This is a genomic window from Bacillus cereus group sp. MG1 (assembly GCF_040460035.1).
In the GTDB taxonomy this organism is placed as follows: Bacteria; Bacillota; Bacilli; order Bacillales; family Bacillaceae_G; genus Bacillus_A; species Bacillus_A cereus.
On sequence record NZ_JARVGY010000001.1, the window covers coordinates 1114294 to 1136778 of the forward strand.

Here is a 22485-nt window from a genome sequence, read left to right on the forward strand (position 1 = left end):
ATTTCCCCCTTAATTTGGCTGTAATTGAAATAGAAAACCAAGTTGTTGTGACGCAGTAATAAAGCAAACATAGGCGCAAAGCTCTACAATTTCTTTTTCTGTCCAATATTGTTTTAATACGTGAAACATAGTATCATCTATTGCTTTTCGGTCATGAACAAATGTATGCGCAAAAGTAACGGCTACACCAATCTCCTCTGCCTTTTGCATATCATCAGGTCTTCCTTTTGCCATACAGTACGGACATTCATTCCCATACGCTAATGTTCTTCTCACTTGCTCCTTCAACTCTGCTGAAAGAGTTCCTTTATTGTACAGTGTATCTTCTAACGTACTCCACGAATGTAATATATCCGAATTATGCCCTAATAACTTTTGAAACTTTGTATCTCCTACATTTGATAATGAAATTCTCTCCATCATTTCCCCTCCTATTTCCTTCTGTTTTATTGTAAAATAAATAACGTTCACTTTACATTTCATATGAATCTTAATTTATATTTTCCCTTTACAAAAATCATTATTTTACTGGAGGTATATTTACAAATGCAATTAGACCGTGTTGATCGAAAAATTTTAAATGAATTATATAATGATAGTCGCCTTTCGATGCGTGAATTGGCGAAACGAGTAAACTTATCTGCTCCATCTACTTCAGAACGTGTTCGTAAGCTCGAAAGCGAAGGTGTTATTCAAAAATACACAATCGATATTGATTATAAAAAAGCAGGACTCGTTTTAGATTGTATTTTAGAAATCACTTTAAAAAATGGTGATACAACACGTATGCAACAGTTTATTCAATCTTATCCATCTGCAAGTTTTTGTTACCGAGTAACAGGAAGCTTATGCTACATTGTAAAAATTTCTGTTCCTTCACTCGTTGAACTGGAAGAATTTATCAATGACGTTTCTTCATATGCAACGACCGTTTCTCATATCGTATTATCAGAAGTATCTCTTACTCCTGATATTGAACATATCTTCCCAGAAGATTAATTTATTTTTATTCATAAAATATAAAAAAACCCCTTACAATAAGAATAAAAATAATATATTATGTATTAAAATACATAAAGTTCGAGAAAGGGGCTTTACATTGAAAATCTGGTTTTATGAAAAAACGGCACAATTAGATGACTTGCTTGGTATTTGGGACAATGTTCCGACCATCCCACGAATTGGTGAAAAAGTGGAAATTTTAAAGACGGTCCGCACTGTTACAGATATTAAATATGTAAAGAACGGTAATAATTTTCGTGTAGAAATTATTACAAATTAAAAAGTAGCTCCTAAGGAGCTACTTTTTAATTATCTATTATGTGCTTTCTTTATAACGATTTTATCTTCTTCTACAGATACTGTTACATAATCATTTTCTTCTAACCGAAGCTTATTTACAGCCTCATCTGGTAACTCTATGGCCATCAATCTATCGGTTACGATCACTTGACTATACACTTCATTTTCTTGTGATGAACTCACTACTTTTTGCTCATTTATAAAACGTACTCGTGGCACGCCAACTTCTTTTACTGTACGCCATTGTTTCCAAACATAAGGAATTAACCAAAGTAATCCAACAACTGTAAGACCAATACCAATCCATAAATTACTTTGCGCTTGTAATTCAGTAATTGAGATTGTACCACTTTCTTCTCCACCGAAAAATTGCATACTTGTTGCAATCTAAGTGAATTTTATGTAATAAAAATCCCCGTTTTTACAAGCGGGGATTTCTTTTATTATAATACGTCACGTTTTTGGAATAATGCACTTGATGCTACAAGTAACACAACAAAGTATGCAACTACAAGTAATAATGAAGTTGTAAACGTAAATTCTGTAAATGTTGGTTCCATTCCACCATTGATTAATTTATTACTATCGTAAGCTCTTAAATCCAAATGGTTGAATACTACAAACTTCGCTACACCTTTTGCAAACATTATTAATACCATATTAATTGCACCTTGTAAGAAGAATAGGAACATCGTAATAATTAATGGTAATACAGATTTTCTAAAGACATTTGCTAGGAAAAATGCAAGTGTTGCAAAAAAGAACGGTGAAAGTAGTTGATATAAAGTTGACTTCATTACGATTCCTAACGTTAATTCTGTTTTACTACCATCCATTACAATACCGCCAATAATCATTGCAATTAGCATACCAGCTAATACGATAAATAACATTGCTAATAACACTGTAATATATTTAGAAAATAAAACTGCAAGTCTTTTTCTTGGACGGATTAACAATTGTTTAATTGTACCTTTTTGGAACTCATCAGTAAGAGTACGGGCAGCAAGTGTAATCCCAAAAATCGTTGTAAATAAAACAATTAAGCCAATCTCTGAGTTTGCATAATCTAAATATGCCCCCTTAAACTCATCACCTTTTCCCCACTTCAACATTGCTAAAGTACCTAAAATTTCGAGTGCCGCAATGACACCAATTAAAATATACATACCTTTTTTCGCATGCAACTTTAAAAATTCATTTTGAATTAATTTAAACATTACGCTTTCACTCCCCCAGTAATCGCTAAGAACTCATCCTCTAAAGTTTTATTTTGAACAGTAACGCCATATACAAGCACATCAGCATGAACAAGTTTTTTTACAAGTTGCGGAATGTTGTCTTTTGTTACAGATGCTACAATTACATTCCCTTTTGCTTTGCCTTTAATGATTTCATTTGCTTTCTGAACTTCATCTACTTCAAACGCTACAACGACTGCCTCATCATGTTTCACTTTTTCATGTAAGTTGTACTCTTGTACAAACTCACCTTGTTTAATAATAACAACGCGATCACACATTAATTCAATTTCACTCAATAAGTGACTTGATACGATTACAGCAATATTCTCTTCTTTCGCTAAACGTTGTAAATAATCACGAATTTGGCGAATACCAGCTGGATCTAATCCATTTGTCGGCTCATCTAAAATTAAGATTTTCGGCTGATGAAGTAATGCCTGTGCAATTCCTAAACGTTGTTTCATACCAAGTGAATATGTTTTCACCTTTTTATGAATCGCATGCTCTAATTCAACAAGCTTTACAATCTCAGCAATGCGCTCTTTACTAATTGGTGTAATGGCCATATTCGCAAAATGCTTTAAGTTTTGCATTCCTGTCATATAATCATATAGTTCAGGATTTTCTACAATCGCTCCAATTTGCTCTAGTGCCTTTTCACGCTCCGAGCGAATACTATGTCCACAAATTGTAATATCGCCCTCTGTCATTGAAATAAGACCTGTCATCATACGGATCGTCGTCGTCTTACCGCTACCGTTCGGCCCAAGGAATCCGTATACTTCTCCTTCACGAACCTCAAATGATAAACCACGAATAATTTCCGTTCCACCAATCCTTTTTCGAACATTCTCTAACTTTACTACTACGTTTCCCAATGCTGATTCCTCCTTTAGACTTCTAGTTTTTTATCGATAATATAAGCAATTACATATATTATTAGAGCACTAACCATTACCATGAAACTTATATTAAAAATGTTAAATCCATTTTCTTGAAACATATTAATAAACAGACTCTTGCTTTCACTATGATATTCTACTCTTCGCAATACTTGGAAAGCTGGAGCTAATTTTCCTAGCAAGGTTGTCGCTAAAGTAATCGCTATATTTATTACTAGAAAAATAATAACGATCAGTATATTTTGCGCCTTTTTCTTTTTGGTAAGTAACTTAACTAGAGTAATTACTAATATGATTTGTAACACACTAAACAAAAACTCAAATAAATCGCTTATCGTATATATTAAATTATTAATTATGCCTACTTGCATAATCTCTTTTGCCTCTACATATACAGAAGTCGTAGGAAAAGCTAATACATAACTTACGTAGAAAAGAATTCCACATATCCCATACCATATAGCCATTGCGATAAATGAGAAAATAAGCATAGAAATTACATATTGTTTCCCAGATATTGCTGTAAGTCGTAACATTGGATTAGTTAGTAAGCGTGAATATGATTTCATTGTTTGTATAAACATATAAACAATATAAAAGAAAAATATAATCATAATGATTCCAAATATACCCTCTTGTCTACTGATAGCCGCATCACTTTTTCTTACAATCATTTGTGAAAATAACACAGCTTCAATTAGCACAAAGAATAAAAAAGTAACAATATATCTTTTCTTATTTACATTCCATAAATAGGAAAGTACTGACTTCACTTACTAAACACCTCCTTAAACAATTCATGAACTGCTTTTCCTCTCTGAAAACGAATTTCTTCTACATTTTCATATAGAACCATTTCTCCATCTTTTAAAAAGATCACTTCATCAAAAATATTTTCAATTTCATTTATTAAGTGAGTGGAAATTAATATCGTACAATCTTCCCTATAGAACTGTAGAATTAAATCCAATACATGTTCTCTAGAAAGAGGATCTATCCCGCCCAACGGCTCATCCAGTACGTATAGCTTCGCTTTTCGAGAAAATGTTAAAATGATTTGCAGCTTCTCTATCATACCTTTTGACAATGCTGTAATTTTTTCTTCTAACGGTATTTTAAATTCTGCAATCGTATCTACCGCTTTTTGAATATCGAAGTCTTTATAAAAATCTCGGTAAAAAAATAAAGCATCTTTTACAGTCATCCAATCATCAAAGACTGGCTTATCGGACATAAATGAAACGATTTCTTTCGTCTGTAATCCTACCTTTTTACCGTCTATTGTAATACTACCTTCAGAAGGGTGTTGCAAGCCTGCAATCATTTTCAATAACGTCGTTTTCCCGCTCCCGTTATCTCCAACAAGCCCAACGATTTTCCCTTCCGTAATCTCTATGTTTAATTCACGGATCACTGCTTTTAATCCGTATCTCTTCCATAAGTTTTCTATTTTCAATAGCTCTGTCATTGGCTCTCCTCCCTCTTATCATGTAATGAAGAACGAAGAATTGTAAGAATTTCTTCTTCTGAAAAACCTAAATTGTCCATTCCATCTATAAAAGAATGAAGTAATTCTTTCGCCATCTCTTTTCGCAGCTCCATAATTTTCTCCCCTTCATTCGTTACATACCGTCCCATTCCTCTACGTGTGACAACAACTCCATCCCGTTCTAGCTCTTGAAATGTACGCTGAATCGTATTTGGATTCACTTGTAATTCACTCGCTAATTCACGGACAGAGGGAATTTTATCACCAGGCAATAAATGTCCTGTTACGATCTCTTTTTTTATGCATTCCATTACCTGAATGTAAATTGGTGTATTTGGAGAAAACTCTATTTTCATTTCTTCCCTCCTTTTGTATCGGTGTACTAGTTAAATAATACACTGATACAAAAGGTTTGTAAATACCCATTTAATTACAAAAAAGTTCTATCCGTTAACCGAATAGAACTTCCCAAATATAAATCGCTATACAAAAATAATAGTGTTATGTAAACAAAATTATAAAGAAAAGCTGTCTTATCAATCAATAAGACAGCTTTTCCTTATAATCCTATATTAAAAGTTAAACACGAAGTCATCGTCAGCTAACTTTTCAACGTTCGTTGCTTTTACGTAACCATTTCCTTTTACAGAGAAGAAATCATGGTTTTTCGTATCTGTACGTAAACCATTTAAAACGATTGGGTTAATTTCTTCTTCTTCAAACTTCGGCTCAAGTCCTAAGTTCATAAGCCCTTTATTTGCATTGTAACGAACGAAACGATTTACATCTTCTACAAGACCGATAGAAGTGTAAATTTCTTCTGTATAGGCCATTTCAATTTCATATAGTTCCATTAATAACTCTTGTGTTTCTTTTTGCACTTCTTGTTGCTCTTCTACAGAAAGTTCTGCGAAGATTTGTTGTGCTAAAATACCGACGAATACGCCGTGAATTGACTCATCCTTTACCTTCACATAAGTTCGCTACTCCTATGCCGTTTATACAGCTTACAGTTTCCTGTAAGAAGAGACTATATCATCTACCTTCTCAGGTAGCCCTCCATTTCGATTTAAGGGATTCTCACCCACCGCTTGGCCCTACTCCTCTTGCGGAATTTCACCGCCATTGGGATAGTCGTTGAACGTTCCTTTATCTACGTATCGCACCCACCACTGTTTATACAGTTTTCGATGTCTGATACTTCCGTACATGTTATCGCTAGATAAAGGCTTCGCTGCTGATTGCCCTATCAGCTATTCTCCTTTCCATCTATTGATAGTTAGAGAATAACCTGAATGCATATATTCATCAATAATAATACAGATAAATTTACACTAGGGGGTCCCAGCAATTAAAAGGGTTTTTCAATTGGTATCTCTACCAAAAGCCGCCATAAGTTAACGGATAATAAGGTTAATAATTTCACCACTTGCCGTCAGTTTACCTTGACCAGCTAAGTAAAGTGGATAGAAAAATCCACTATAGAATAAGTAACTTTCTAAGAACACACTTGCTACCATTGCCATGTATAACTCTTTTTTCGTTACTTCAGGCTTTAATAAACGACGATAGTAACTAGTAATAATACCAGCTTTTTTCTCAAGTAACGGATGATTGTCTACCCAGTCAAAAATATCATCAATTTCTTCTTCTGTAGCTAATGTTGTGAAAATGTGACTATAACTTTTCGCATGTACTTCTTCCATAGCTCCCATGAAAGCTAATACACTTTTCGCTTGTAAATTTTCAAGATGAACAAGTACAAGTGGCATTCCTTCGCCACCTTGTTTCGTATCTAAAAGTGTTAAACCACCTAATACACGCTTATAAGCAATTTGCTCTTCTTTCGATAATTGCACCCAAGTATTTTTGTCAGACGAAACCGCGATTTCTTCTTCTGTCCAAAACTGAGCGATGTTTTGCTTCCAAAACATTAAACTGAAATCATCTTCCTTTTTATTCCAGTTAACAGCGCGCATTGAATCACCCCTATATCTATTATTGTTCTACTGAACGGTTAAATTTCCATCTAACAATGAAAAGCTAACCGTTTAGTAGAACAAACCAAGTATGAGCAGGGTTCATAACCCTGCTCATACTATTGGGTTATTCATTTAGTATGGCAATATGCCATTAAACGGTACAAGCCACACACTCTTCCACGCTTAATTTACGTGTTCTCGTATAATACAGACTCTTTAAGCCTTTTTTATGTGCATAGATGTAGTAACGTGCTAATTCACGTGTTGAAATATCACTATTAACGTAAAGAATTGTACTAATTCCTTGGTCAATATGTTCTTGAATTTCTGCGATTAAATCAATTAATTTAAACTGATTCATATCGTAAGAAGATTTATAGTACCAGAACGTATCTTTTGATAAATACGGCATTGGATAATATGTTGTCGCATTCGCATATGTTCTTGATTCGATTTGACTTACGATCGGCATTACGCTTGAAGTTGCATTTTGAACGTAACTGATTGATTGTGTTGGAGCAATGGCAAGACGATATGAGTTGTATAAACCATTCTTCTGCACTTGCTCTTTTAAACTTGTCCAATCTTCTTTTGTCGGAATATGAATTCCTTCAAATAGTTGCTGAACTTTTTCAGTTACAGGACTGTAATCTGTCGTTTCATACTTTTCGAAGTATGTGCCATTCGCATAATCAGATTTATCGAAGTCTTTAAATGTCTCGCCTTTTTCTGTAGCGATTTCCATACTTTTCTCAATAGAATAGTAATTTAACATCATAAAGAATGTACGAGCGAATTCTTTCGCTTCTGCACTTTCATAAGCGATTTTATTTTTTGCTAAATATCCGTGTAAGTTCATTGCTCCAAGTCCAACTGAATGAAGCTCGTCATTTGCTTTTTTCACAGTTGGTGCATTCGGAATAATCGTCATATCAGAAACAGCTGTTAAAGCTTCCATTCCCGCATGAACTGCTTCACGAATTTCTTTATTTTCCATTACGTTTACAATATTTAACGATCCTAAGTTACAGTTAATATCACGACGGATAATGTCATCTGTACCGTAATCATTTATTTCTGAAGTTTCTTGAAGCTGGAAGATTTCTGTACATAAGTTCGACATCTTCACAGTTCCAATATCCTTCAATGGATGTTGATTATTTGCATTTGATTTAAACATTAAGTATGGGTAACCAGACTCAAGCTGAATCATAGCGATTTTAATAAGCATATCACGTGCACTAATATCTAGTGGCTTCTTCTTCACTTTCGGATTGCTCATTAATTCATCGTACATTTCATCAATGTCAATATCATCTAAATGCTTGCCATATTCTTTATAAACCGTATAAGGCGCGAAAACATGGAAAGGTTCGTTTTTCTCAGCAAGCTCAAAGAACTTACTTGGAACGATAATTCCGATTGATAGAGACTGAATACGGCTCTTCTCATCGGCATTTATTTTTTTGGTATCAAGGAATTCAATAATATCCCAATGGAAAATGTTTAAATATACTGCACCGGCACCTTTTCGTTGGCCAAGCTGATTCGCATATGAAAACGAATCTTCAAGCAATTTCATAACAGGTACTACGCCACTTGCAGCGTTGTCGATACCTTTAATTTGCTCACCACGTGCGCGTAGCTTAGATAAGTTTAAAGCTACTCCCCCGCCGATTTTTGATAATTGCATCGCAGTATTAATGTTAAAGCCAATTGAATTTAAGCTATCATCCATCTCTAACAAGAAACAAGACACCATTTCTCCTCTTCTGCTTCTTCCCGCATTTAAAAAGGTTGGTGTCGCTGGTTGGTAGTTTTGTTTTACAATCATGCTTGCGAATTGTCTTGCTTTCGAAACATCACCGCGTCCTAAGTATAATGAAACAATTGCTACACGATCTTCATAGCTTTCTAAGTATTGTTTTTGATCATTCGTTTTTAACGCATAATCTTTGTAGAACTTAGATGCTGCCATATAAGATTGGAACTCGAAGTTTTCACCATAAGCGATGTTATATACTTCCTCTACTTCCTCCAAGCTATACTCGTCCAGAACGTTGTAATAGTAATCATGTTCTTTCATATACTCCATTCGCTCTGCCACGCTATTAAAAGGAACGGTATTCTCTCTAGCTTCTTCCATAAAGACTTCTAATGCCTCTTTATCTTTATGAAGCTGATAAAAACCGTCCTGCATTTGCGTGATTTCATTATTCAGTTCAATGTGTCGCAATCTCCCGCACCCTTTCCTTAAAATATTCTACATCGTTATTTGTTCCAGATAACTCAAATTTTGATACAATAGGCACTTCATATTTAGTAGAAATCTTGTCAGCACTTGCACCGAACATGTCTCCCCAGTTACGATTGCCGCTTGCAGATACGCCTTTTAATTTTTCATTATTGCGCTCTAAAAAGTCTAAAACACGTTCTGGTACATTTCCAAAACCTGTTGTATACGTAATAAGAATAAAGTCTTCATCTATTACTAGATCTTCATCAATTTGAACGGCCGGCATATTTAATTTGTGAATGAAACGCTTCACGTTTCCTGTCATAGAATCATATGCAACTAACATTTCCGACCCTCCCTCTCAAATCTATATTCTCTATATGTTGTTCTTGATTTCTCTATATATTGTATTACGTTTCAAAATAAGACACAAGATATATGTATAAATTCTTTCTTTTTTTAACTTTTACTTTTCGACATGATAGCCGTTTTTTTTCAATACAATGACTATGAAACAACATTCTAAAACTCATGTCAATAAAGTGCTTTTCAAAAAAGTTGTCAACGAATTTAACCTTATTTTTAAAAAAGTTAACAATATATTTTGTCATAAAACGGTAGATGCTGAAGAAATATATTTCTCCAGCATCACGCAAAAAAGAACAGATATGAAACTATAATCTGCTCTAAAAAACGATTACATTTATCAAATTTACCTTATTAAATATATTATACATATACTTTCGTTTTTCGTTACATACTAAAAGATAACTATTATAGAAAAAGATTATTATTATGGAACTTCAATTTATTTATGAAAAGTTTATTCAGAGTACTCAATGCGCAAAATATCTTTTACAAATATATGATGTGGATTTTCATCTTTATCAAGCATTGTACATACAGGAGCCTCTTCATCAAAGTATACAATCAGTCCTTCTACGTACTGATATGTATGTTGAACTTGTACAGTTACTTTAATTTCTATTGCTTCTTCATATGCTCTTTTTATTTTCTGAAGCATTTTTGCTGAACATTTTCGTTTCTCTGGATACATAACCATTCCCATAAATCGATTGCCGGCTCTATCTTTCCACATATAATCCCAATGTGGTAAAATGCCTTGTTTAAAATCGCCCATAATTCCCCTCTCCTTTATCTTTTATTTATCCCGCATGAAACGTCCGTTTGGTGAAGGCTACTAATCAGTGAGAGATGCCCTGCTGATCAAAATTCTCCTTTATGAACGTGGCGTTTCTGAATATGTATAAATCACTTGCCCGCCTCGCTGTGCGTTACCAATGAAATGCTTAAAGTCTTCTCTATTTACAACAACTTCTCTGAACGTATAAAATACATCTTTCGTAACAACATACTCCTTTATTTCACCATTTTTTAGCTGATCTAAAATTGTATTTGCTAATTCTTTATCCATGTATTTCACCTCTCTGCAATATTTTATTTTATCTTATATTCTATAGGTCAACAACTGTAAATTTATCCCGCTATTTGCAGGTAGTCCGATTGGTGTTGACTACTAATCAGTCGTAGAATGAACAAAAAATCTTACTGATTAACGTTTCACTTTATCTCGTTGTTATGCCATGATTTTATTTTCGTTATTTCGCAAACAATATTGTTTTACTATATGTCCACTAAATATCATATACTAACATAGCTACTTCTCTATATCAAACATTTCGGCATTCAATTATGCAAAGTTCCATACCACTATGCTACAATATACAAATAGAACTAGGAGGGATACTATGATTCGGAAAGCAAAAAAGACAGATGCAATGGCAATAGCTCCTTTATTGTATAATGCTCTGCATGAAATTGCTGAAAAAATCACAGGTAGCACAGTTGAAGCAGAAGTATTACTAGGACTTGAGACATGGTTCTCAAAAGAAAATAACCGTCTGAGCTACGAAAACTGTTTTGTCTATGAACAAGACGAGAGTGCAGTTGGAATTATTGTCGCTTATCACGGTAGTGAAGCAACACAGCTTGACGCACCAATTGTACATCACTTAAGAGCATTACATAAAGATGAATCAATTACGTTAGAAAAAGAAGCTGAGCTTGATGAGTATTACATTGATACATTATCAGTTTCAAGTGCACACGGCGGAAAAGGTATAGGTTCTAAATTAATTGAAGCTGCCGAAATCTATGCAACTGAAAAAGGGCATAAAAAAATCGCTTTACTTGTTAATTTAGAAAACAAACGCGCCTATTCACTATACGAAAAGTTAGGTTATAAAAAAGATGAAATTGTTATGCTAGTAGGAGAACCTTATGCTCATCTCGTAAAACCATTAAACGTCAAAATTTCTATATCTTAAAAAGAAAGCACACGATTTATATAAATCGTGTGCTTTTATGTTAAATTTGTATTTAATATATTTCCATCCATCGCCTCGTGAAACGTATATGTTGTACATCCCCATGGCTCTCTGTGCAAAATAGGAGAACCAGACCATCCCATCGCTCTCAGTTCGGCACCAATCATTACATTCACATAATTATGACCTACAAGAGCTATACTTCCATGTACGAGAGCATAACGATGTAACAGGTAAGCCGCTTGCCTTACCCTCTCTCTTACTTCCTTATAAGACTCAACATCTTTATGGTAGCCAAGTATCCATAATGTTCGTCCAATGAACATCCATACCTTAATTGTGCATTTCAACCACTTCGGAGCAAAAAAGCATGAAGGAACTTCAGCTTCTCTAAAAAGAGAATTTTGCATAAAAGATAAAGAATCCGTCAATTCAGCTGCTGATTGTACAGCACGCCTTTGATCACTTGTTAAGACAAATTTCGCTGCTTCAATTGCCTCTATTGTTTCTATCGGCATTTTAGCTTTTTGTATCATTGACTCGGAATCATACTGTTTCATCCATTCGTGAAATGAATTAATTGTCATCGGTTCTCTTATACGACTTAAACAACCATGACGAATAAAAGAAATCTTCATTCTTTTCACTCTCCATTCATCACTTATGAACTCTATTATGCACTAGTTCTAAACATCATACCACGCAAGAAAATAAAGTTATATACCTTTACATCTCCCCACCACTATCATGTGTTATCGAAGCATGGATACCATCCATCCCATCAAAATATGTACTCGTATCATATTGACGAATCTTTTTTAAATGCATATAAGAAAATAAAAATAAAATTAAAGCTATAACACTCCCCACAAATTCAAACATCATTTTACCGCCTCTAATTTCTCCCACTTCAGCAGGTTATTCTACTTTTTCATTATACCTCGATATAAAGATTCTTGCATTTTTGCTATTTTTTCTAAAAAACATGGATTTTCTACATATTTTCTTACAAAAAGTGAATATTTTTCGAATTTTTACTTTGGAAACATTTACAAAGTAGGAAATATGGTTCAAAATAGGAGGAAATAAAAAAACCCAAATTTATTCTTTTTTTGGGAAAACTGTAACAAGGAGAGTTGCTTATGCAGATCGCAGAAACTGGAGATATCATCGAATTTAAAGGTGGAATGCAAGGCCGTGTTCAAAAAGTAAATCAAAACTCTGTTATTGTTGATATAACAATTATGAAGAATTTTAGAGAACTAGATATGGAACCTCTTACAGTTGTAAGTCATAAAAACTATACTGTCATTAATCAAAATGCATAATATAATAGAAAGAAAGGGCCTGTATAGTATACAGGCCCTTTCTTTCTATTAACGATTATCAATTGTTTCCGGATATAGATCGTGGTTCATCATGCGGTAGTCAGCCATTTGTTCATACTTCGTACCTGGGCGCCCGTAGTTGCAGTATGGATCAATTGAAATGCCACCACGTGGTGTGAATTTCCCCCATACCTCAATATAACGCGGATCCATTAATTTAATTAAATCGTTCATAATAACGTTCATGCAATCTTCGTGGAAATCACCATGATTGCGGAAACTAAATAAATACAACTTTAAAGATTTACTCTCTACCATTTTTTGCTCTGGAATATAGCTAATATAAATTGTTGCAAAATCTGGTTGTCCTGTTTTCGGGCATAAACTTGTAAATTCAGGACAATTGAATTTTACAAAATAATCACGGTTTGGATGATTATTATCAAATACCTCTAATATTTCTGGGCTATATTCAAATAAATATTTTGTATTTTGATTCCCTAGTAATGTTACATCTTTTAAATCTTCATCTAATCTTCCTGTCATTTTAAACATCCCTTCTCGTTATACGCCGCGCTTATTTCCCCATACTAACGCATGAAGCTGAGGCAATACTTTGGCATCATTCATCTCTTTACAATTTACAGCTTTATCAATCAGCCATTCATACTTATCTAATAAATTTTTTATAAGCATCGCATCATCCACTGTTTTTGTATCATCGTTTCCTACTTGTAAGAAAAATGGTACCTTTGGATAACGTTCGTGCATCTTAACTGCATATTCAAAATCATGATCATCGAATACTACTACTTTTAAACTAATATCTTTTCCTGCTAGTTTCTCAATAATAGCATCTAACTTATGAAAATCTGTTTTCATCGTTGAACTTGGTGGTTTTGGAGAAATTGTTACCTCATCAATTTGAAGTAACCAATCTTGCCATTTACTCCCTTGCGTTTCAATTGCCGTTCGCATTCCATTTTCTTTTAATATAGAAAGAAGAAACTCAATATTTTTCAGCAATGCCGGATTTCCACCTGAAATCGTAACATGAGAAAAATTTTCTCCTCCAATTGCAACAAGCTCATCCCAAATATCTTCTGGTGTCATCTGTCTAATTTGATCTTTAGCTGATCCATCCCACGTAAAAGCAGAATCACACCAAGCACAGCTATAATCACAACCAGCTGTACGAATAAACATTGTTTTTTGCCCTACAACCATTCCTTCACCTTGAATAGTCGGACCGAATATTTCTAAGACAGGGATTTTACTCATCAAGCATCCACTCCCGTCTTACTTCCGCATAACTAGTCGGCGTCTCAAATAGACGAACAAATTCAACGCGAGCTCCTTTATATTCGTTCACTCGATTCTCTTTTGTTAGTGCTTCTGCCATCTTTTCATAAATCCAAACGACCATATTTTCAGCAGTCGTATTCATTGCAGGTAACGTTTCGTTTAAATAACGATGATCTAGATAAATTTCGATTTCATTTTTCCAAATTTCTTTTATATCTCCAAAGTCAATTGCAAGACCTATTTCATTTACATATCCACTAATTCCAAATACAACTTTATATGTGTGACCGTGTAAGTTTTTACATTTCCCTTCATAACAGTGTAAATGGTGTGCTGCATCAAATGTAAATTCCTTGCTGACCATTACTCTTTTATTATGGTATTTGAGTTGTTTACGCTGAATATCCTTGTCCATTTTTTGCAAATTCTCTACGATGCGAAATCCAAAAAAGTTATCCATTAGTTATTCGCTCCTTCGCGTTCTTGTAGGTACGTATCTAATCCTGCTTTACGAAGTTGACATGCTGGACATTCACCGCAACCATCACCAATGATTCCGTTATAACATGTTAATGTTTTTTCTCGAACAAACTCAAATGCTCCAAGTTCATCTGATAATTTCCATGTTTCAGCCTTATCAATCCACATAAGTGGCGTGTGAATGACAAACGGGTAATCCATAGATAAATTTAAAGTAACATTTAACGATTTCACAAACACGTCACGGCAGTCTGGATAACCACTGAAATCAGTTTCACATACACCCGTTACAATATGACGTGCTCCAACTTGTTTTGCTAATACAGCAGCAAATGATAAGAAGAGTAAATTTCGTCCATCTACAAATGTCGATGGCAATTCACCTTCTTCATGTGTAATCTCCATATCCGTTCTGGTTAACGCATTTGGAGCAAGTTGATTTAATAGACTCATATCTAGTACCGTATGCTTTATTCCTAGTTCTTTTGCAATTTCCGCTGCACAATCAATTTCTAGCTTATGACGTTGATTGTAATTAAACGTTACAGCTTCTACCTCTGCAAACTGCTCTATTGCCCAAAATAAACATGTCGTACTATCTTGTCCTCCACTAAAAACAACAACTGCTTTTTCTTTTTTCATTTCACTCATTCTCCTTCTCTACTATAAATAAGAAGAAAGAACGTTCTTGAACTGTCACAATAAAAAAACAAAACAATACCTAAGGATATTGTTGTTTCCATAGTTTTTTATAGAGGGAGTTCGCGAACCTCTCCCGCGCGATGCACGGAATTTCTTCTTTCATTGACACAGCTTATTGTAACATATTGTATACTAGCGTAAAAATTTCTGATTTTTCCGCTATTTATTATTTCATTTCTTTCATTTTATAGTATGATTAATTTAATCTAAGAAGAGAGGAGGCATCCCACTGAAATCCTTTATTATTTATCTCTTTTTAAATATATTATTCATCCTGATTACAATGCTCGTATATCATTTATTTTGGAATCAAAAAGGGAAACGCTCTCCTAAATTAAATTCAGCTATATTCATTGTACTCTGTTGCCTTGCTACCGTACTCTGTATTACATTTGCAGCAAAAACAAATAATGGTTTTCAATTTGATATGCGCCATATTGTATTAATTGTCGGTACATTAACGGGAGGGCCTATTGCTGGTGGTTCTATCTTAGTTGTATTAAACATATATCGCTTATTATTAGGTGGGGTAGGTGTTTTCCCATCTCTTATCGGTTCTGTTCTTCTATTTATTGTTCTACTATTAACATATAAATTTTTTAATCAAACTTCTAATCGTATAAAAATAACACTTGCTATTATCTACAGTCTCACATACGGATTTAGTTGGATACCCTTCTTCCTTTCAAAGGTTACAAATAAGACTGATTATATACTGCATATTATTGTGTATGAGTTATGTTCAATGCTTGGTACGATTCTAATTTTATATTTACTGCACATATTACAAACTCAAGTTCGTCTCCAAAACGAACTTATAAATGCTGAAAAGTTTCATTTAATTGGTGAAATGGCAGCGTCTATCTCTCATGAAATTCGCAATCCATTAACTTCAACGAAAGGTTTTTTACAACTGTTACAATCAGATACCTGTACTGAGCAGGAACGAAAATTGTATATCGACATTGCCATTAACGGCATCGAACAAGCAAATCATGTTCTTACAGATTATTTAACCTTTGCTAAACCAAGCATTGAAAAAGAACAAACATTACAGTTAGAAGAAGAATTACTACATGCATTGTCGTTAATTACACCGCTTACTAATTTAACAAATGTACGTACTCATTATATAAAGCAAAGCACTTCTTTTTTTATCGCTGGTGAAAAGCAAAAACTAAATCAATGTTTATTAAATATTTTAAAAAATTGCATTGAGGCTATGCCAAAAGGCGGTGATCTTTATTTCACATTAGTTCCTGATCATAAGCATATTCAGTTATATATAAAAGATACAGGAGTCGGTATGGATTCAGAACAAGTAAAACGTCTTGGCTCTCCTTTTTATTCAACGAAAGAAAAAGGTACTGGACTTGGAATGATGGTCGTATTCAGTGTTGTTCAAGCTATGAATGGAAAAATTGATATTATAAGTGAAAAAGGAATCGGTACAACCTTTTTATTAACTTTTCCACTCATACAAAAAACGTGATGAAATACTCATCACGTTTTTTCTGTTCCTTCAACTAATTCAGCAAAAGCTTTCACTTTTCCGTGCGGTTGTTGATTTTCTTTACGTGCTTTCCAGGCGCGCTCTTCTTCTCGCTTCTTCTTAGACATGTTTTTTCAACTCCTTCTTTTCTTTCTCCATGTAGTATTCCAAAATAAGAAAGAAAACTATGCACGTATCAAAAAAGAAGTGGTTTCCCACTTCTTCCACTTTAGCGTTGCAAAATTGCATGTTTCGCCTCTTTTAACTGCGTAAGATGTCTTTGTTCATGCAAATCAAGAAATTGAACCCATTGATACAAATTCAGATCATTAAAAACAGGATGCTTTAATCCATTTTCAAATAAATCTTTTTCATCTATAACACTATGAAGCGCGTGTAATAGTTCTTGGCGTGAATGTTCTAGCAATTGAATTCCTTGCTGTTTTTTCATTAAAGTTTCTGTTGGTTGCATTTGCTGAGGAGCTTCTCGTTTATGTGTGCGATCAAGCGTAAGTTGGAGGTCTTTAAATGGAGTCATGTTTCTTTCCTTTTTTTGTAAAGCATATACAAGGGCAGACGTGACAGATTGTTCAACTAAATGCAAGTGGTGTAAAATTTGAATAATGCTCCATTTATCACGGCGTGGCTTTACATTCACTTCTGTGTCATTTAACATTTCAATTTCTGATAATAGCGTGCTTCGAGTAGACTGTAATGAGTTTACTAAACTTTCTAAACTTACATCCATATTAGATTGAAGCATACTTGTTCCCCCCTTTTGTTTGTGAAAAGAGGTGCTCCTTATTAGAAACACCTCTTTAGTATTCTGAATTTTCTTTTATTATCTCATCATTTTCCCATTATGTCGATGTTAAACATGTGAAAAAAAGCGCATGTTTTTTACAATTTTGTGTCGTCAATCGCATGTAACCATGCTTCAATTTCTGTAATAACACTTTTCACACAGCCTTCAGCAAATGGTGATGTTAAATTTGCAACTTCTACTAATTCTAAGAACGATTTACTTCCACCTTGTTGGCACAGATTCACATAATCTTCCCAAGCCTCTTGTCTATTATCTCTTGCACGTTTCCAAAATTGTAGCGCACAAATTTGAGCAAGCGTGTAATCAATATAATAGAACGGTGAGCTATAAATATGCCCTTGACGTTGCCAAAAACCACCGCGCTCTAAATAATCATTATCCTCATAATCACGATGTGGTAAATATTTCTTCTCTATGTTACGCCATGCTGTCTTACGCTCTTCAGGTGATGCTTCAGGATTTTCATATACATAATGTTGATATTCATCAACAGATACACCATAAGGTAAAAACAGAAGTGCTGAACTTAAGTGAGAGAAGTAATATTTATCTGCATCTTCTTCAAAGAATAGCTTCATCCATGGCCATGTAAAGAATTCCATACTCATAGAGTGGATTTCACATGCCTCATATGTTGGCCAATTATATTCTGGAATTTCAAATTTACGACTTTCATATACTTGGAAAGCATGACCTGCTTCATGTGTTAATACATCAATGTCACCAGATGTTCCATTGAAGTTTGAGAAAATAAATGGCGCTTTATAATTCTCAATATATGTACAATATCCGCCACCAGCTTTTCCTTTTTTCGCAACTAAATCTAATAAATCATTATCTAGCATGAAATTGAAAAATTCATCTGTTTCAATCGATAACTCTTTATACATTGTCTTTCCATGATCAACAATCCAATCCGCATCTCCTTTTGGAGTTGGGTTACCTGTAGCAAACTCAAAGTTTTCGTCGTAATAAGCTAACTTCTCTACACCGATACGTGCTTGTTGTCGCTTTCTTAATTCCGTTGTAACGGGAACGATATAATCTAGCACTTGCTGACGGTAATTAGCCACCATCTCCGCATTATAATCTGTACGGTACATTCTTGCATATCCAAGTTCAACAAAGTTTTTGAAACCTAAAGATTTTGCGATTTTCGTTCTCACTTTAACAAGCTCATCATAAATACGATCTAGTTCTTCCTCAATTCCAGCTAAAAATCCGTAGTATGCTTCACTTGCTGCTTTACGTTCGCTTCTTTCTTTTCCTTGCATAAACGGAATCAGTTGCGATAACGTTCTTTCTTCTCCAGCAAAGTCAATTTTTGCAGATGCTAATAACTGTGTATATTGCGATGATAATTTATTTTCTAATTGTAAATCTTTCACGACTTCATCTGAATATGTTTTTAAATCACATTCTGCTAGAGCAAATAATTGTTTTCCATAATACGCCTCTAATTCTTCACGAAATGGAGAATTAATGAGTGCCTTATAATATTTTGTACCATATCCTTGTACAACTGGAGAGAATTCATCAAAGAAATCCTGCTCCTCCTTATAAAAAGTATCCGTCGTATCAACAGAATGGCGAATGTAACAAAGGTTTCCCATTGTACCAAAATCGTTGCGAATCTCATTAATTGAATGAATGACTTGTTTTTGTTCTTCTACAGTTTTTGCGTTATCAAACTTCTCTAAAGCAACAGTAAATTTCTCTTTTAACTCTTCAATATTTGGGCGTTTATATTCATAGTCTTTAAATGACATGAACGAGCCTCCTCTCCATTACATACCTTTATTATAATTCAATACGTATTCTCGAATCCCCTCTTAATTTCCAACAAATTTCGGCAGTGACTGCCATGAGTTCATTACAAATAAAAAAGCCTTGGATTTATTTATCCAAAGCTCCTTTGGAACATATTATTTTTCATACTTCCCAATTTTTTTTAATAAATCAAGTAATTCATCTTTTTCATCTTTCGTTAACATTTCAAAAGACTGATGTATAACTTTCTCATGCCCCGGAAAAATAGAAGCAATAAAGTTCTCGCCAGACTCAGTTAATTGCGCGTAAATAACACGTCTGTCATTCGGACATGGGATTCTCTTTACTAATCCCTTTTTCTCCAACTTATCTACAACATATGTAATGCTGCCACTAGCTATTAAAATGCGCTCACCAATTTGCTGGAGTGGTTGACCGCCTTTATGATATAGCAGTTCTAATACAGCAAATTCAGTTGGATTTAACCCGTTACTTTGTATAGATTTATTTGTAGTATCCATAACAGAACGATGTACACGAGATAATGCAATAAATACTTTTAAAGATTGAGAAATATCTTCTCGTTCATTATTTGATGTCATACAACTTTCAACCCTTCACTTAAATTCTCAGCAATAAAAAGAAAATACCACTTCATACTTCATGTGAATTCCGAATGAGCATTCACTCATCCATTTCCTCTCCCCTAATATATTAAAAATCATTCTTGAATAAAAACATGACAATTTTAACATAGTTTATATATAATGATAATAAAAAAAGAAGGAGTACCACATTTGAAAGTCAAATTCCAAAGCATAATTATATATATATTGCTTGTTATCCTACCGACAATAGGGATTGGTGCTACATTTTATTCGTATCATACATATAAAATGAAACAGGAAAACAAATTATCTGCTCATACAGTTCTCTTTTTATATAGAGATTATTTGGATCATCATCTTGGTGAAGCAATTTCTGCTTTAGACATGCTTGCAAAAGTTGTAGGCACCGAGACTGGTAATATAAATGGCATTAAACAAATTGTACATGATACAGATGGAAACGATGCACGCTTTTCTGGTCTATATTACGCTACACCAGAAGGAGTCATTACAATCGCATCTGAAGATGAATCAAAGCCTATAGATGTTTCAGACCGTAAATATATTCAAGACGCGCTCCAAACTAAAAAAACCACTGTATCATCAGTCATTACTGATCGCGTTCTTGGACATAAAGCTATTATGATTGCTGCCCCCATATTTAATAAACAGAAGGAGCTCTCAGGATTATTATTAGCTAGTTTACGCTTTGATTACATTTCCTCTTCTTTAAATGCCATTAAACCACAATACCATTTTGAGGTAACTGATAAACATGATGTAGTTTTTCTAACCGATGATAATAACGACACAAGTGATACGCATTCTAATATGCTTACTACCCCACTCCAAAGATTAAATTGGAAGGTCTCTGTTTCTCCATTACCCATTCATCAAAAAACCTTATACCAGTGGGTTGCAATAGAGTGTATAGCTACTTTATTTTTAATGTCTATTTTATTTTTGCTTGCTCAATATATGTTGTTAAAACGTCAAACAAAACTTGAAAGACAACAAAATGAACTACAGAAAATTGAATTAGTTGGAACTTTTGCAGCGAGTACAGCACACGAAATCCGTAATCCTCTTACTGGAATTAAAGGACTCGTCGCTCTATTAAAAGAGAAATATAAAGATGAACAAGATCAGTTCTACTTTTCCGTAATTGAACAAGAAATAGAGCGAATCAATGAAATTGTAAGTGAATTTCTTATTCTAGGAAAGCCAACCGCCATCATCGAACAAACATATGATGTAAGAACAATTCTAAATGAGGTAGCATTAATTATTCAATCTGAGGCGAATTTACATAACATTGTATTCCATTTACATTTGCCAGACCATCCTGTTCATATCCGTTGTTCGAAAGACCATATGAAACAAGTGGTTTTAAACATTACCAAAAATGCAATTGAGGCCATGACTTCTAATGATACACTAACCATTGTAGTAAAAAACAATGAAACACACGCACAACTGCATATTACAGATACTGGAAAAGGGATTCCGCAACATATTCAAAAACACCTCTTTCATCCGTTCTTTACTAATAAAGATACTGGAACAGGTCTTGGACTTGTCATATGTAAACGAATTGTAGAGATGTATAATGGGCATATTTTTATCGACAGTACAGAAAATGAAGGAACGACAGTTCATATCGAAATTCCGTTACACATAGTATAATTATCCTTATCCTATAAGGGTAATTATACTTATTTCATAAAACCAGCCACAAGCATTCGCCAAAAATTATTTGATTTTCCTTCATACCCGATTTGGAAAATAGGTATTTTTATAATTGAAAACCATTTCGGTGTTTGTTTTTCTTTATAACATTGATATTGTAAAATAAGCTTGTCCAATTCTTGACTAACTTGAATTGTCTCCCTACTATTTAGCCCACTTGTTAATCCTAGTTGAATCATTTCTTCACGTTTCATATGAATATCACGTGAAAGCTTTTCTAATGTGTACTTCCTTTTTACAGTAAACATCCATATCCCCCTTATTATACTTCCATGCTCTTAACTTCACTTCTCCATTGACTTTTTTTAACTACTTAATCATATGCAAATTTGAAGAATCAGAAAATTTAACATTTTCTCCCTGTAATTTACAAATCTTTACCCTCACTTTGAGAATTATTACAAATTATTCTATCTTTGTAAATACATTCGCAATAATAGACATTTTTTTCATCTTCTTTTTTTATAAATTCTACGTAAACCGGGGATTCTTAATTTTCCACCTACTTTTCTTCGACATTTTTTGTTTAATTTATATAAAAAAGCAAAACATAATGATGATTGATAAAGTGAAACTTTAATCAGTGTTTTTTTGTTCAGCCCCCACTGATAATTAGCATTCACCAATCGGGTAGGCAGTTAATCTCCCACCTATCCAGCCCAATGTTGAGGTGGGAGTCTTACTACCCACAAATAGCAGGATAACAATAGAAAGGAAATATT

27 protein-coding genes, 4 pseudogenes and 1 riboswitch are annotated in these 22485 nt (G+C 33.9%); of the genes and pseudogenes, 6 read left to right on the plus strand and 25 right to left on the minus strand.

The window, feature by feature from the left end:
• Positions 1–9 precede the first annotated feature (9 nt).
• Complete coding sequence (locus QCI79_RS05645; protein WP_000439753.1) at positions 10–420, minus strand: carboxymuconolactone decarboxylase family protein; 411 nt, start codon at positions 418–420, stop codon at positions 10–12.
• A gap of 126 nt (positions 421–546) precedes the next feature.
• Here QCI79_RS05645 and QCI79_RS05650 point away from each other — a divergent pair, with 126 nt between their 5' ends.
• Positions 547–999: an Lrp/AsnC family transcriptional regulator gene (locus tag QCI79_RS05650; protein WP_001175505.1), complete on the plus strand. Its 453-nt coding sequence runs from the start codon at positions 547–549 to the stop codon at positions 997–999.
• A gap of 100 nt (positions 1000–1099) precedes the next feature.
• Positions 1100–1282, plus strand: a complete 183-nt coding sequence (locus QCI79_RS05655; protein WP_000707107.1) for a DUF3913 family protein — start codon at positions 1100–1102, stop codon at positions 1280–1282.
• Positions 1283–1311: 29 nt separating this feature from the next.
• Here the strand turns inward: QCI79_RS05655 and QCI79_RS05660 are convergent.
• The 13 genes and pseudogenes from QCI79_RS05660 to QCI79_RS05720 form a co-directional block, all read right to left on the minus strand.
• A pseudogene (locus QCI79_RS05660) lies at positions 1312–1689 on the minus strand (AbrB/MazE/SpoVT family DNA-binding domain-containing protein); the annotation flags it as partial.
• 56 nt (positions 1690–1745) lie between these two features.
• On the minus strand, positions 1746–2522 hold the full coding sequence (locus QCI79_RS05665) for an ABC transporter permease (protein WP_000475423.1): 777 nt from the start codon (positions 2520–2522) through the stop codon (positions 1746–1748).
• Complete coding sequence (locus tag QCI79_RS05670) at positions 2522–3424, minus strand: ABC transporter ATP-binding protein (RefSeq protein WP_000528820.1); 903 nt, start codon at positions 3422–3424, stop codon at positions 2522–2524. Before QCI79_RS05670 ends, QCI79_RS05665 begins: the two co-directional genes overlap by 1 nt.
• A 14-nt stretch (positions 3425–3438) precedes the next feature.
• Complete coding sequence (locus tag QCI79_RS05675) at positions 3439–4221, minus strand: hypothetical protein (RefSeq protein WP_000843921.1); 783 nt, start codon at positions 4219–4221, stop codon at positions 3439–3441.
• Positions 4218–4916 (minus strand): ABC transporter ATP-binding protein, encoded by a 699-nt coding sequence (locus QCI79_RS05680; protein ID WP_000137747.1) that lies wholly within the window; start codon positions 4914–4916, stop codon positions 4218–4220. Before QCI79_RS05680 ends, QCI79_RS05675 begins: the two co-directional genes overlap by 4 nt.
• Positions 4913–5293: a GntR family transcriptional regulator gene (locus QCI79_RS05685; RefSeq protein WP_000687508.1), complete on the minus strand. Its 381-nt coding sequence runs from the start codon at positions 5291–5293 to the stop codon at positions 4913–4915. Before QCI79_RS05685 ends, QCI79_RS05680 begins: the two co-directional genes overlap by 4 nt.
• Before the next feature lie 216 nt (positions 5294–5509).
• Positions 5510–5905 (minus strand): annotated as a pseudogene (locus tag QCI79_RS05690) (ribonucleotide-diphosphate reductase subunit beta); the annotation flags it as partial.
• A gap of 129 nt (positions 5906–6034) precedes the next feature.
• A pseudogene (locus tag QCI79_RS05695) lies at positions 6035–6136 on the minus strand (nuclease); the annotation flags it as partial.
• 201 nt (positions 6137–6337) lie between these two features.
• Positions 6338–6916, minus strand: a pseudogene (locus tag QCI79_RS05700) (ribonucleotide-diphosphate reductase subunit beta); the annotation flags it as partial.
• A 154-nt stretch (positions 6917–7070) separates the two neighbouring features.
• Positions 7071–9155, minus strand: a complete 2085-nt coding sequence (gene nrdE, locus QCI79_RS05705) for a class 1b ribonucleoside-diphosphate reductase subunit alpha (protein ID WP_001215839.1) — start codon at positions 9153–9155, stop codon at positions 7071–7073.
• Entirely contained in the window at positions 9142–9501 is a 360-nt protein-coding gene (gene nrdI, locus QCI79_RS05710; RefSeq protein ID WP_000959447.1) for a class Ib ribonucleoside-diphosphate reductase assembly flavoprotein NrdI, read from the minus strand. The genes nrdE and nrdI overlap by 14 nt, the downstream gene beginning before the upstream one ends.
• Positions 9502–9978: 477 nt before the next feature.
• Entirely contained in the window at positions 9979–10296 is a 318-nt protein-coding gene (locus QCI79_RS05715; protein ID WP_000502197.1) for a hypothetical protein, read from the minus strand.
• 99 nt (positions 10297–10395) lie between these two features.
• The gene (locus QCI79_RS05720; protein ID WP_000356684.1) at positions 10396–10590 is read right to left on the minus strand and encodes a hypothetical protein; all 195 of its coding nucleotides are present in this window, start codon (positions 10588–10590) and stop codon (positions 10396–10398) included.
• Between the two features lie 334 nt (positions 10591–10924).
• On the opposite strand from QCI79_RS05720, the gene QCI79_RS05725 reads away from it, so the two are divergent.
• Positions 10925–11503, plus strand: a complete 579-nt coding sequence (locus QCI79_RS05725; RefSeq protein WP_000619548.1) for a GNAT family N-acetyltransferase — start codon at positions 10925–10927, stop codon at positions 11501–11503.
• 35 nt (positions 11504–11538) lie between these two features.
• On the opposite strand, the gene QCI79_RS05730 is transcribed toward QCI79_RS05725, so the two are convergent.
• On the minus strand, positions 11539–12141 hold the full coding sequence (locus QCI79_RS05730) for a histidine phosphatase family protein (RefSeq protein ID WP_000703098.1): 603 nt from the start codon (positions 12139–12141) through the stop codon (positions 11539–11541).
• Between the two features lie 88 nt (positions 12142–12229).
• Complete coding sequence (locus QCI79_RS05735) at positions 12230–12385, minus strand: hypothetical protein (protein ID WP_000461432.1); 156 nt, start codon at positions 12383–12385, stop codon at positions 12230–12232.
• Between the two features lie 260 nt (positions 12386–12645).
• Between QCI79_RS05735 and QCI79_RS05740 the strand changes: the two genes are divergently transcribed.
• Positions 12646–12831, plus strand: coding sequence for a YkvS family protein (locus QCI79_RS05740; protein ID WP_001165082.1), 186 nt, complete (start codon positions 12646–12648; stop codon positions 12829–12831).
• 48 nt (positions 12832–12879) lie between these two features.
• Here the strand turns inward: QCI79_RS05740 and queF are convergent, their stop codons facing one another.
• From queF to queC, 4 genes are read right to left on the minus strand one after another with little or no spacing between them, the layout of a single operon-like run.
• Positions 12880–13377: a preQ(1) synthase gene (queF, locus tag QCI79_RS05745; protein ID WP_001986050.1), complete on the minus strand. Its 498-nt coding sequence runs from the start codon at positions 13375–13377 to the stop codon at positions 12880–12882.
• An 18-nt stretch (positions 13378–13395) separates the two neighbouring features.
• Positions 13396–14112 carry a 7-carboxy-7-deazaguanine synthase QueE gene (gene queE, locus QCI79_RS05750; RefSeq protein ID WP_000036296.1) on the minus strand — a complete coding sequence of 239 codons (717 nt, stop codon included), beginning with the start codon at positions 14110–14112 and terminating at the stop codon, positions 13396–13398.
• On the minus strand, positions 14105–14596 hold the full coding sequence (gene queD / locus QCI79_RS05755; RefSeq protein ID WP_000368414.1) for a 6-carboxytetrahydropterin synthase QueD: 492 nt from the start codon (positions 14594–14596) through the stop codon (positions 14105–14107). The genes queE and queD overlap by 8 nt, the downstream gene beginning before the upstream one ends.
• Positions 14596–15258 carry a 7-cyano-7-deazaguanine synthase QueC gene (gene queC / locus QCI79_RS05760; RefSeq protein ID WP_000711595.1) on the minus strand — a complete coding sequence of 221 codons (663 nt, stop codon included), beginning with the start codon at positions 15256–15258 and terminating at the stop codon, positions 14596–14598. Before queC ends, queD begins: the two co-directional genes overlap by 1 nt.
• Before the next feature lie 93 nt (positions 15259–15351).
• Positions 15352–15395: riboswitch (PreQ1 riboswitch) on the minus strand.
• A 206-nt stretch (positions 15396–15601) separates the two neighbouring features.
• Between queC and kinB the strand changes: the two genes are divergently transcribed.
• The gene (kinB, locus tag QCI79_RS05765) at positions 15602–16810 is read left to right on the plus strand and encodes a sporulation sensor histidine kinase KinB (protein ID WP_000964152.1); all 1209 of its coding nucleotides are present in this window, start codon (positions 15602–15604) and stop codon (positions 16808–16810) included.
• 11 nt (positions 16811–16821) lie between these two features.
• Here kinB and QCI79_RS05770 read toward each other — a convergent pair whose 3' ends face one another.
• The 4 genes from QCI79_RS05770 to QCI79_RS05785 all read right to left on the minus strand — a co-directional run bounded on the left by QCI79_RS05770 (position 16822) and on the right by QCI79_RS05785 (position 20008).
• Positions 16822–16938 carry a DUF6254 family protein gene (locus QCI79_RS05770; protein WP_000038355.1) on the minus strand — a complete coding sequence of 39 codons (117 nt, stop codon included), beginning with the start codon at positions 16936–16938 and terminating at the stop codon, positions 16822–16824.
• Positions 16939–17039: 101 nt separating this feature from the next.
• On the minus strand, positions 17040–17573 hold the full coding sequence (locus QCI79_RS05775; RefSeq protein ID WP_000941970.1) for a DinB family protein: 534 nt from the start codon (positions 17571–17573) through the stop codon (positions 17040–17042).
• A gap of 137 nt (positions 17574–17710) precedes the next feature.
• Positions 17711–19405: a M3 family oligoendopeptidase gene (locus QCI79_RS05780; RefSeq protein ID WP_000008572.1), complete on the minus strand. Its 1695-nt coding sequence runs from the start codon at positions 19403–19405 to the stop codon at positions 17711–17713.
• A gap of 156 nt (positions 19406–19561) precedes the next feature.
• Positions 19562–20008, minus strand: a complete 447-nt coding sequence (locus tag QCI79_RS05785) for a MarR family winged helix-turn-helix transcriptional regulator (protein WP_000203336.1) — start codon at positions 20006–20008, stop codon at positions 19562–19564.
• A 195-nt stretch (positions 20009–20203) separates the two neighbouring features.
• Between QCI79_RS05785 and QCI79_RS05790 the strand changes: the two genes are divergently transcribed.
• Entirely contained in the window at positions 20204–21700 is a 1497-nt protein-coding gene (locus QCI79_RS05790; protein ID WP_000865053.1) for a DUF3149 domain-containing protein, read from the plus strand.
• A 29-nt stretch (positions 21701–21729) separates the two neighbouring features.
• Here QCI79_RS05790 and QCI79_RS05795 read toward each other — a convergent pair whose 3' ends face one another.
• Positions 21730–22011 (minus strand): aspartyl-phosphate phosphatase Spo0E family protein, encoded by a 282-nt coding sequence (locus QCI79_RS05795; RefSeq protein ID WP_000495536.1) that lies wholly within the window; start codon positions 22009–22011, stop codon positions 21730–21732.
• Positions 22012–22485 lie beyond the last annotated feature (474 nt).

Bases quoted from the DNA above. Each gene is read 5' to 3' on its own strand.
- QCI79_RS05730 (WP_000703098.1), bottom strand. From the start codon at position 12,141: ATGAAGATTTCTTTTATTCGTCATGGTTGTTTAAGTCGTATAAGAGAA.
- QCI79_RS05720 (WP_000356684.1), bottom strand. From the start codon at position 10,590: ATGGATAAAGAATTAGCAAATACAATTTTAGATCAGCTAAAAAATGGT.
- queD (WP_000368414.1), bottom strand. From the start codon at position 14,596: ATGGATAACTTTTTTGGATTTCGCATCGTAGAGAATTTGCAAAAAATG.
- QCI79_RS05735 (WP_000461432.1), bottom strand. From the start codon at position 12,385: ATGTTTGAATTTGTGGGGAGTGTTATAGCTTTAATTTTATTTTTATTT.
- QCI79_RS05650 (WP_001175505.1), top strand. From the start codon at position 547: ATGCAATTAGACCGTGTTGATCGAAAAATTTTAAATGAATTATATAAT.
- QCI79_RS05725 (WP_000619548.1), top strand. From the start codon at position 10,925: ATGATTCGGAAAGCAAAAAAGACAGATGCAATGGCAATAGCTCCTTTA.
- QCI79_RS05685 (WP_000687508.1), bottom strand. From the start codon at position 5,293: ATGAAAATAGAGTTTTCTCCAAATACACCAATTTACATTCAGGTAATG.
- nrdI (WP_000959447.1), bottom strand. From the start codon at position 9,501: ATGTTAGTTGCATATGATTCTATGACAGGAAACGTGAAGCGTTTCATT.
- QCI79_RS05645 (WP_000439753.1), bottom strand. From the start codon at position 420: ATGGAGAGAATTTCATTATCAAATGTAGGAGATACAAAGTTTCAAAAG.
- QCI79_RS05665 (WP_000475423.1), bottom strand. From the start codon at position 2,522: ATGTTTAAATTAATTCAAAATGAATTTTTAAAGTTGCATGCGAAAAAA.
- QCI79_RS05770 (WP_000038355.1), bottom strand. From the start codon at position 16,938: ATGTCTAAGAAGAAGCGAGAAGAAGAGCGCGCCTGGAAAGCACGTAAA.
- QCI79_RS05680 (WP_000137747.1), bottom strand. From the start codon at position 4,916: ATGACAGAGCTATTGAAAATAGAAAACTTATGGAAGAGATACGGATTA.
- kinB (WP_000964152.1), top strand. From the start codon at position 15,602: ATGCTCGTATATCATTTATTTTGGAATCAAAAAGGGAAACGCTCTCCT.
- QCI79_RS05775 (WP_000941970.1), bottom strand. From the start codon at position 17,573: ATGCTTCAATCTAATATGGATGTAAGTTTAGAAAGTTTAGTAAACTCA.
- QCI79_RS05785 (WP_000203336.1), bottom strand. From the start codon at position 20,008: ATGACATCAAATAATGAACGAGAAGATATTTCTCAATCTTTAAAAGTA.
- QCI79_RS05740 (WP_001165082.1), top strand. From the start codon at position 12,646: ATGCAGATCGCAGAAACTGGAGATATCATCGAATTTAAAGGTGGAATG.
- queF (WP_001986050.1), bottom strand. From the start codon at position 13,377: ATGACAGGAAGATTAGATGAAGATTTAAAAGATGTAACATTACTAGGG.
- QCI79_RS05715 (WP_000502197.1), bottom strand. From the start codon at position 10,296: ATGGGCGATTTTAAACAAGGCATTTTACCACATTGGGATTATATGTGG.
- queC (WP_000711595.1), bottom strand. From the start codon at position 15,258: ATGAAAAAAGAAAAAGCAGTTGTTGTTTTTAGTGGAGGACAAGATAGT.
- queE (WP_000036296.1), bottom strand. From the start codon at position 14,112: ATGAGTAAAATCCCTGTCTTAGAAATATTCGGTCCGACTATTCAAGGT.
- QCI79_RS05780 (WP_000008572.1), bottom strand. From the start codon at position 19,405: ATGTCATTTAAAGACTATGAATATAAACGCCCAAATATTGAAGAGTTA.
- QCI79_RS05795 (WP_000495536.1), bottom strand. From the start codon at position 22,011: ATGTTTACTGTAAAAAGGAAGTACACATTAGAAAAGCTTTCACGTGAT.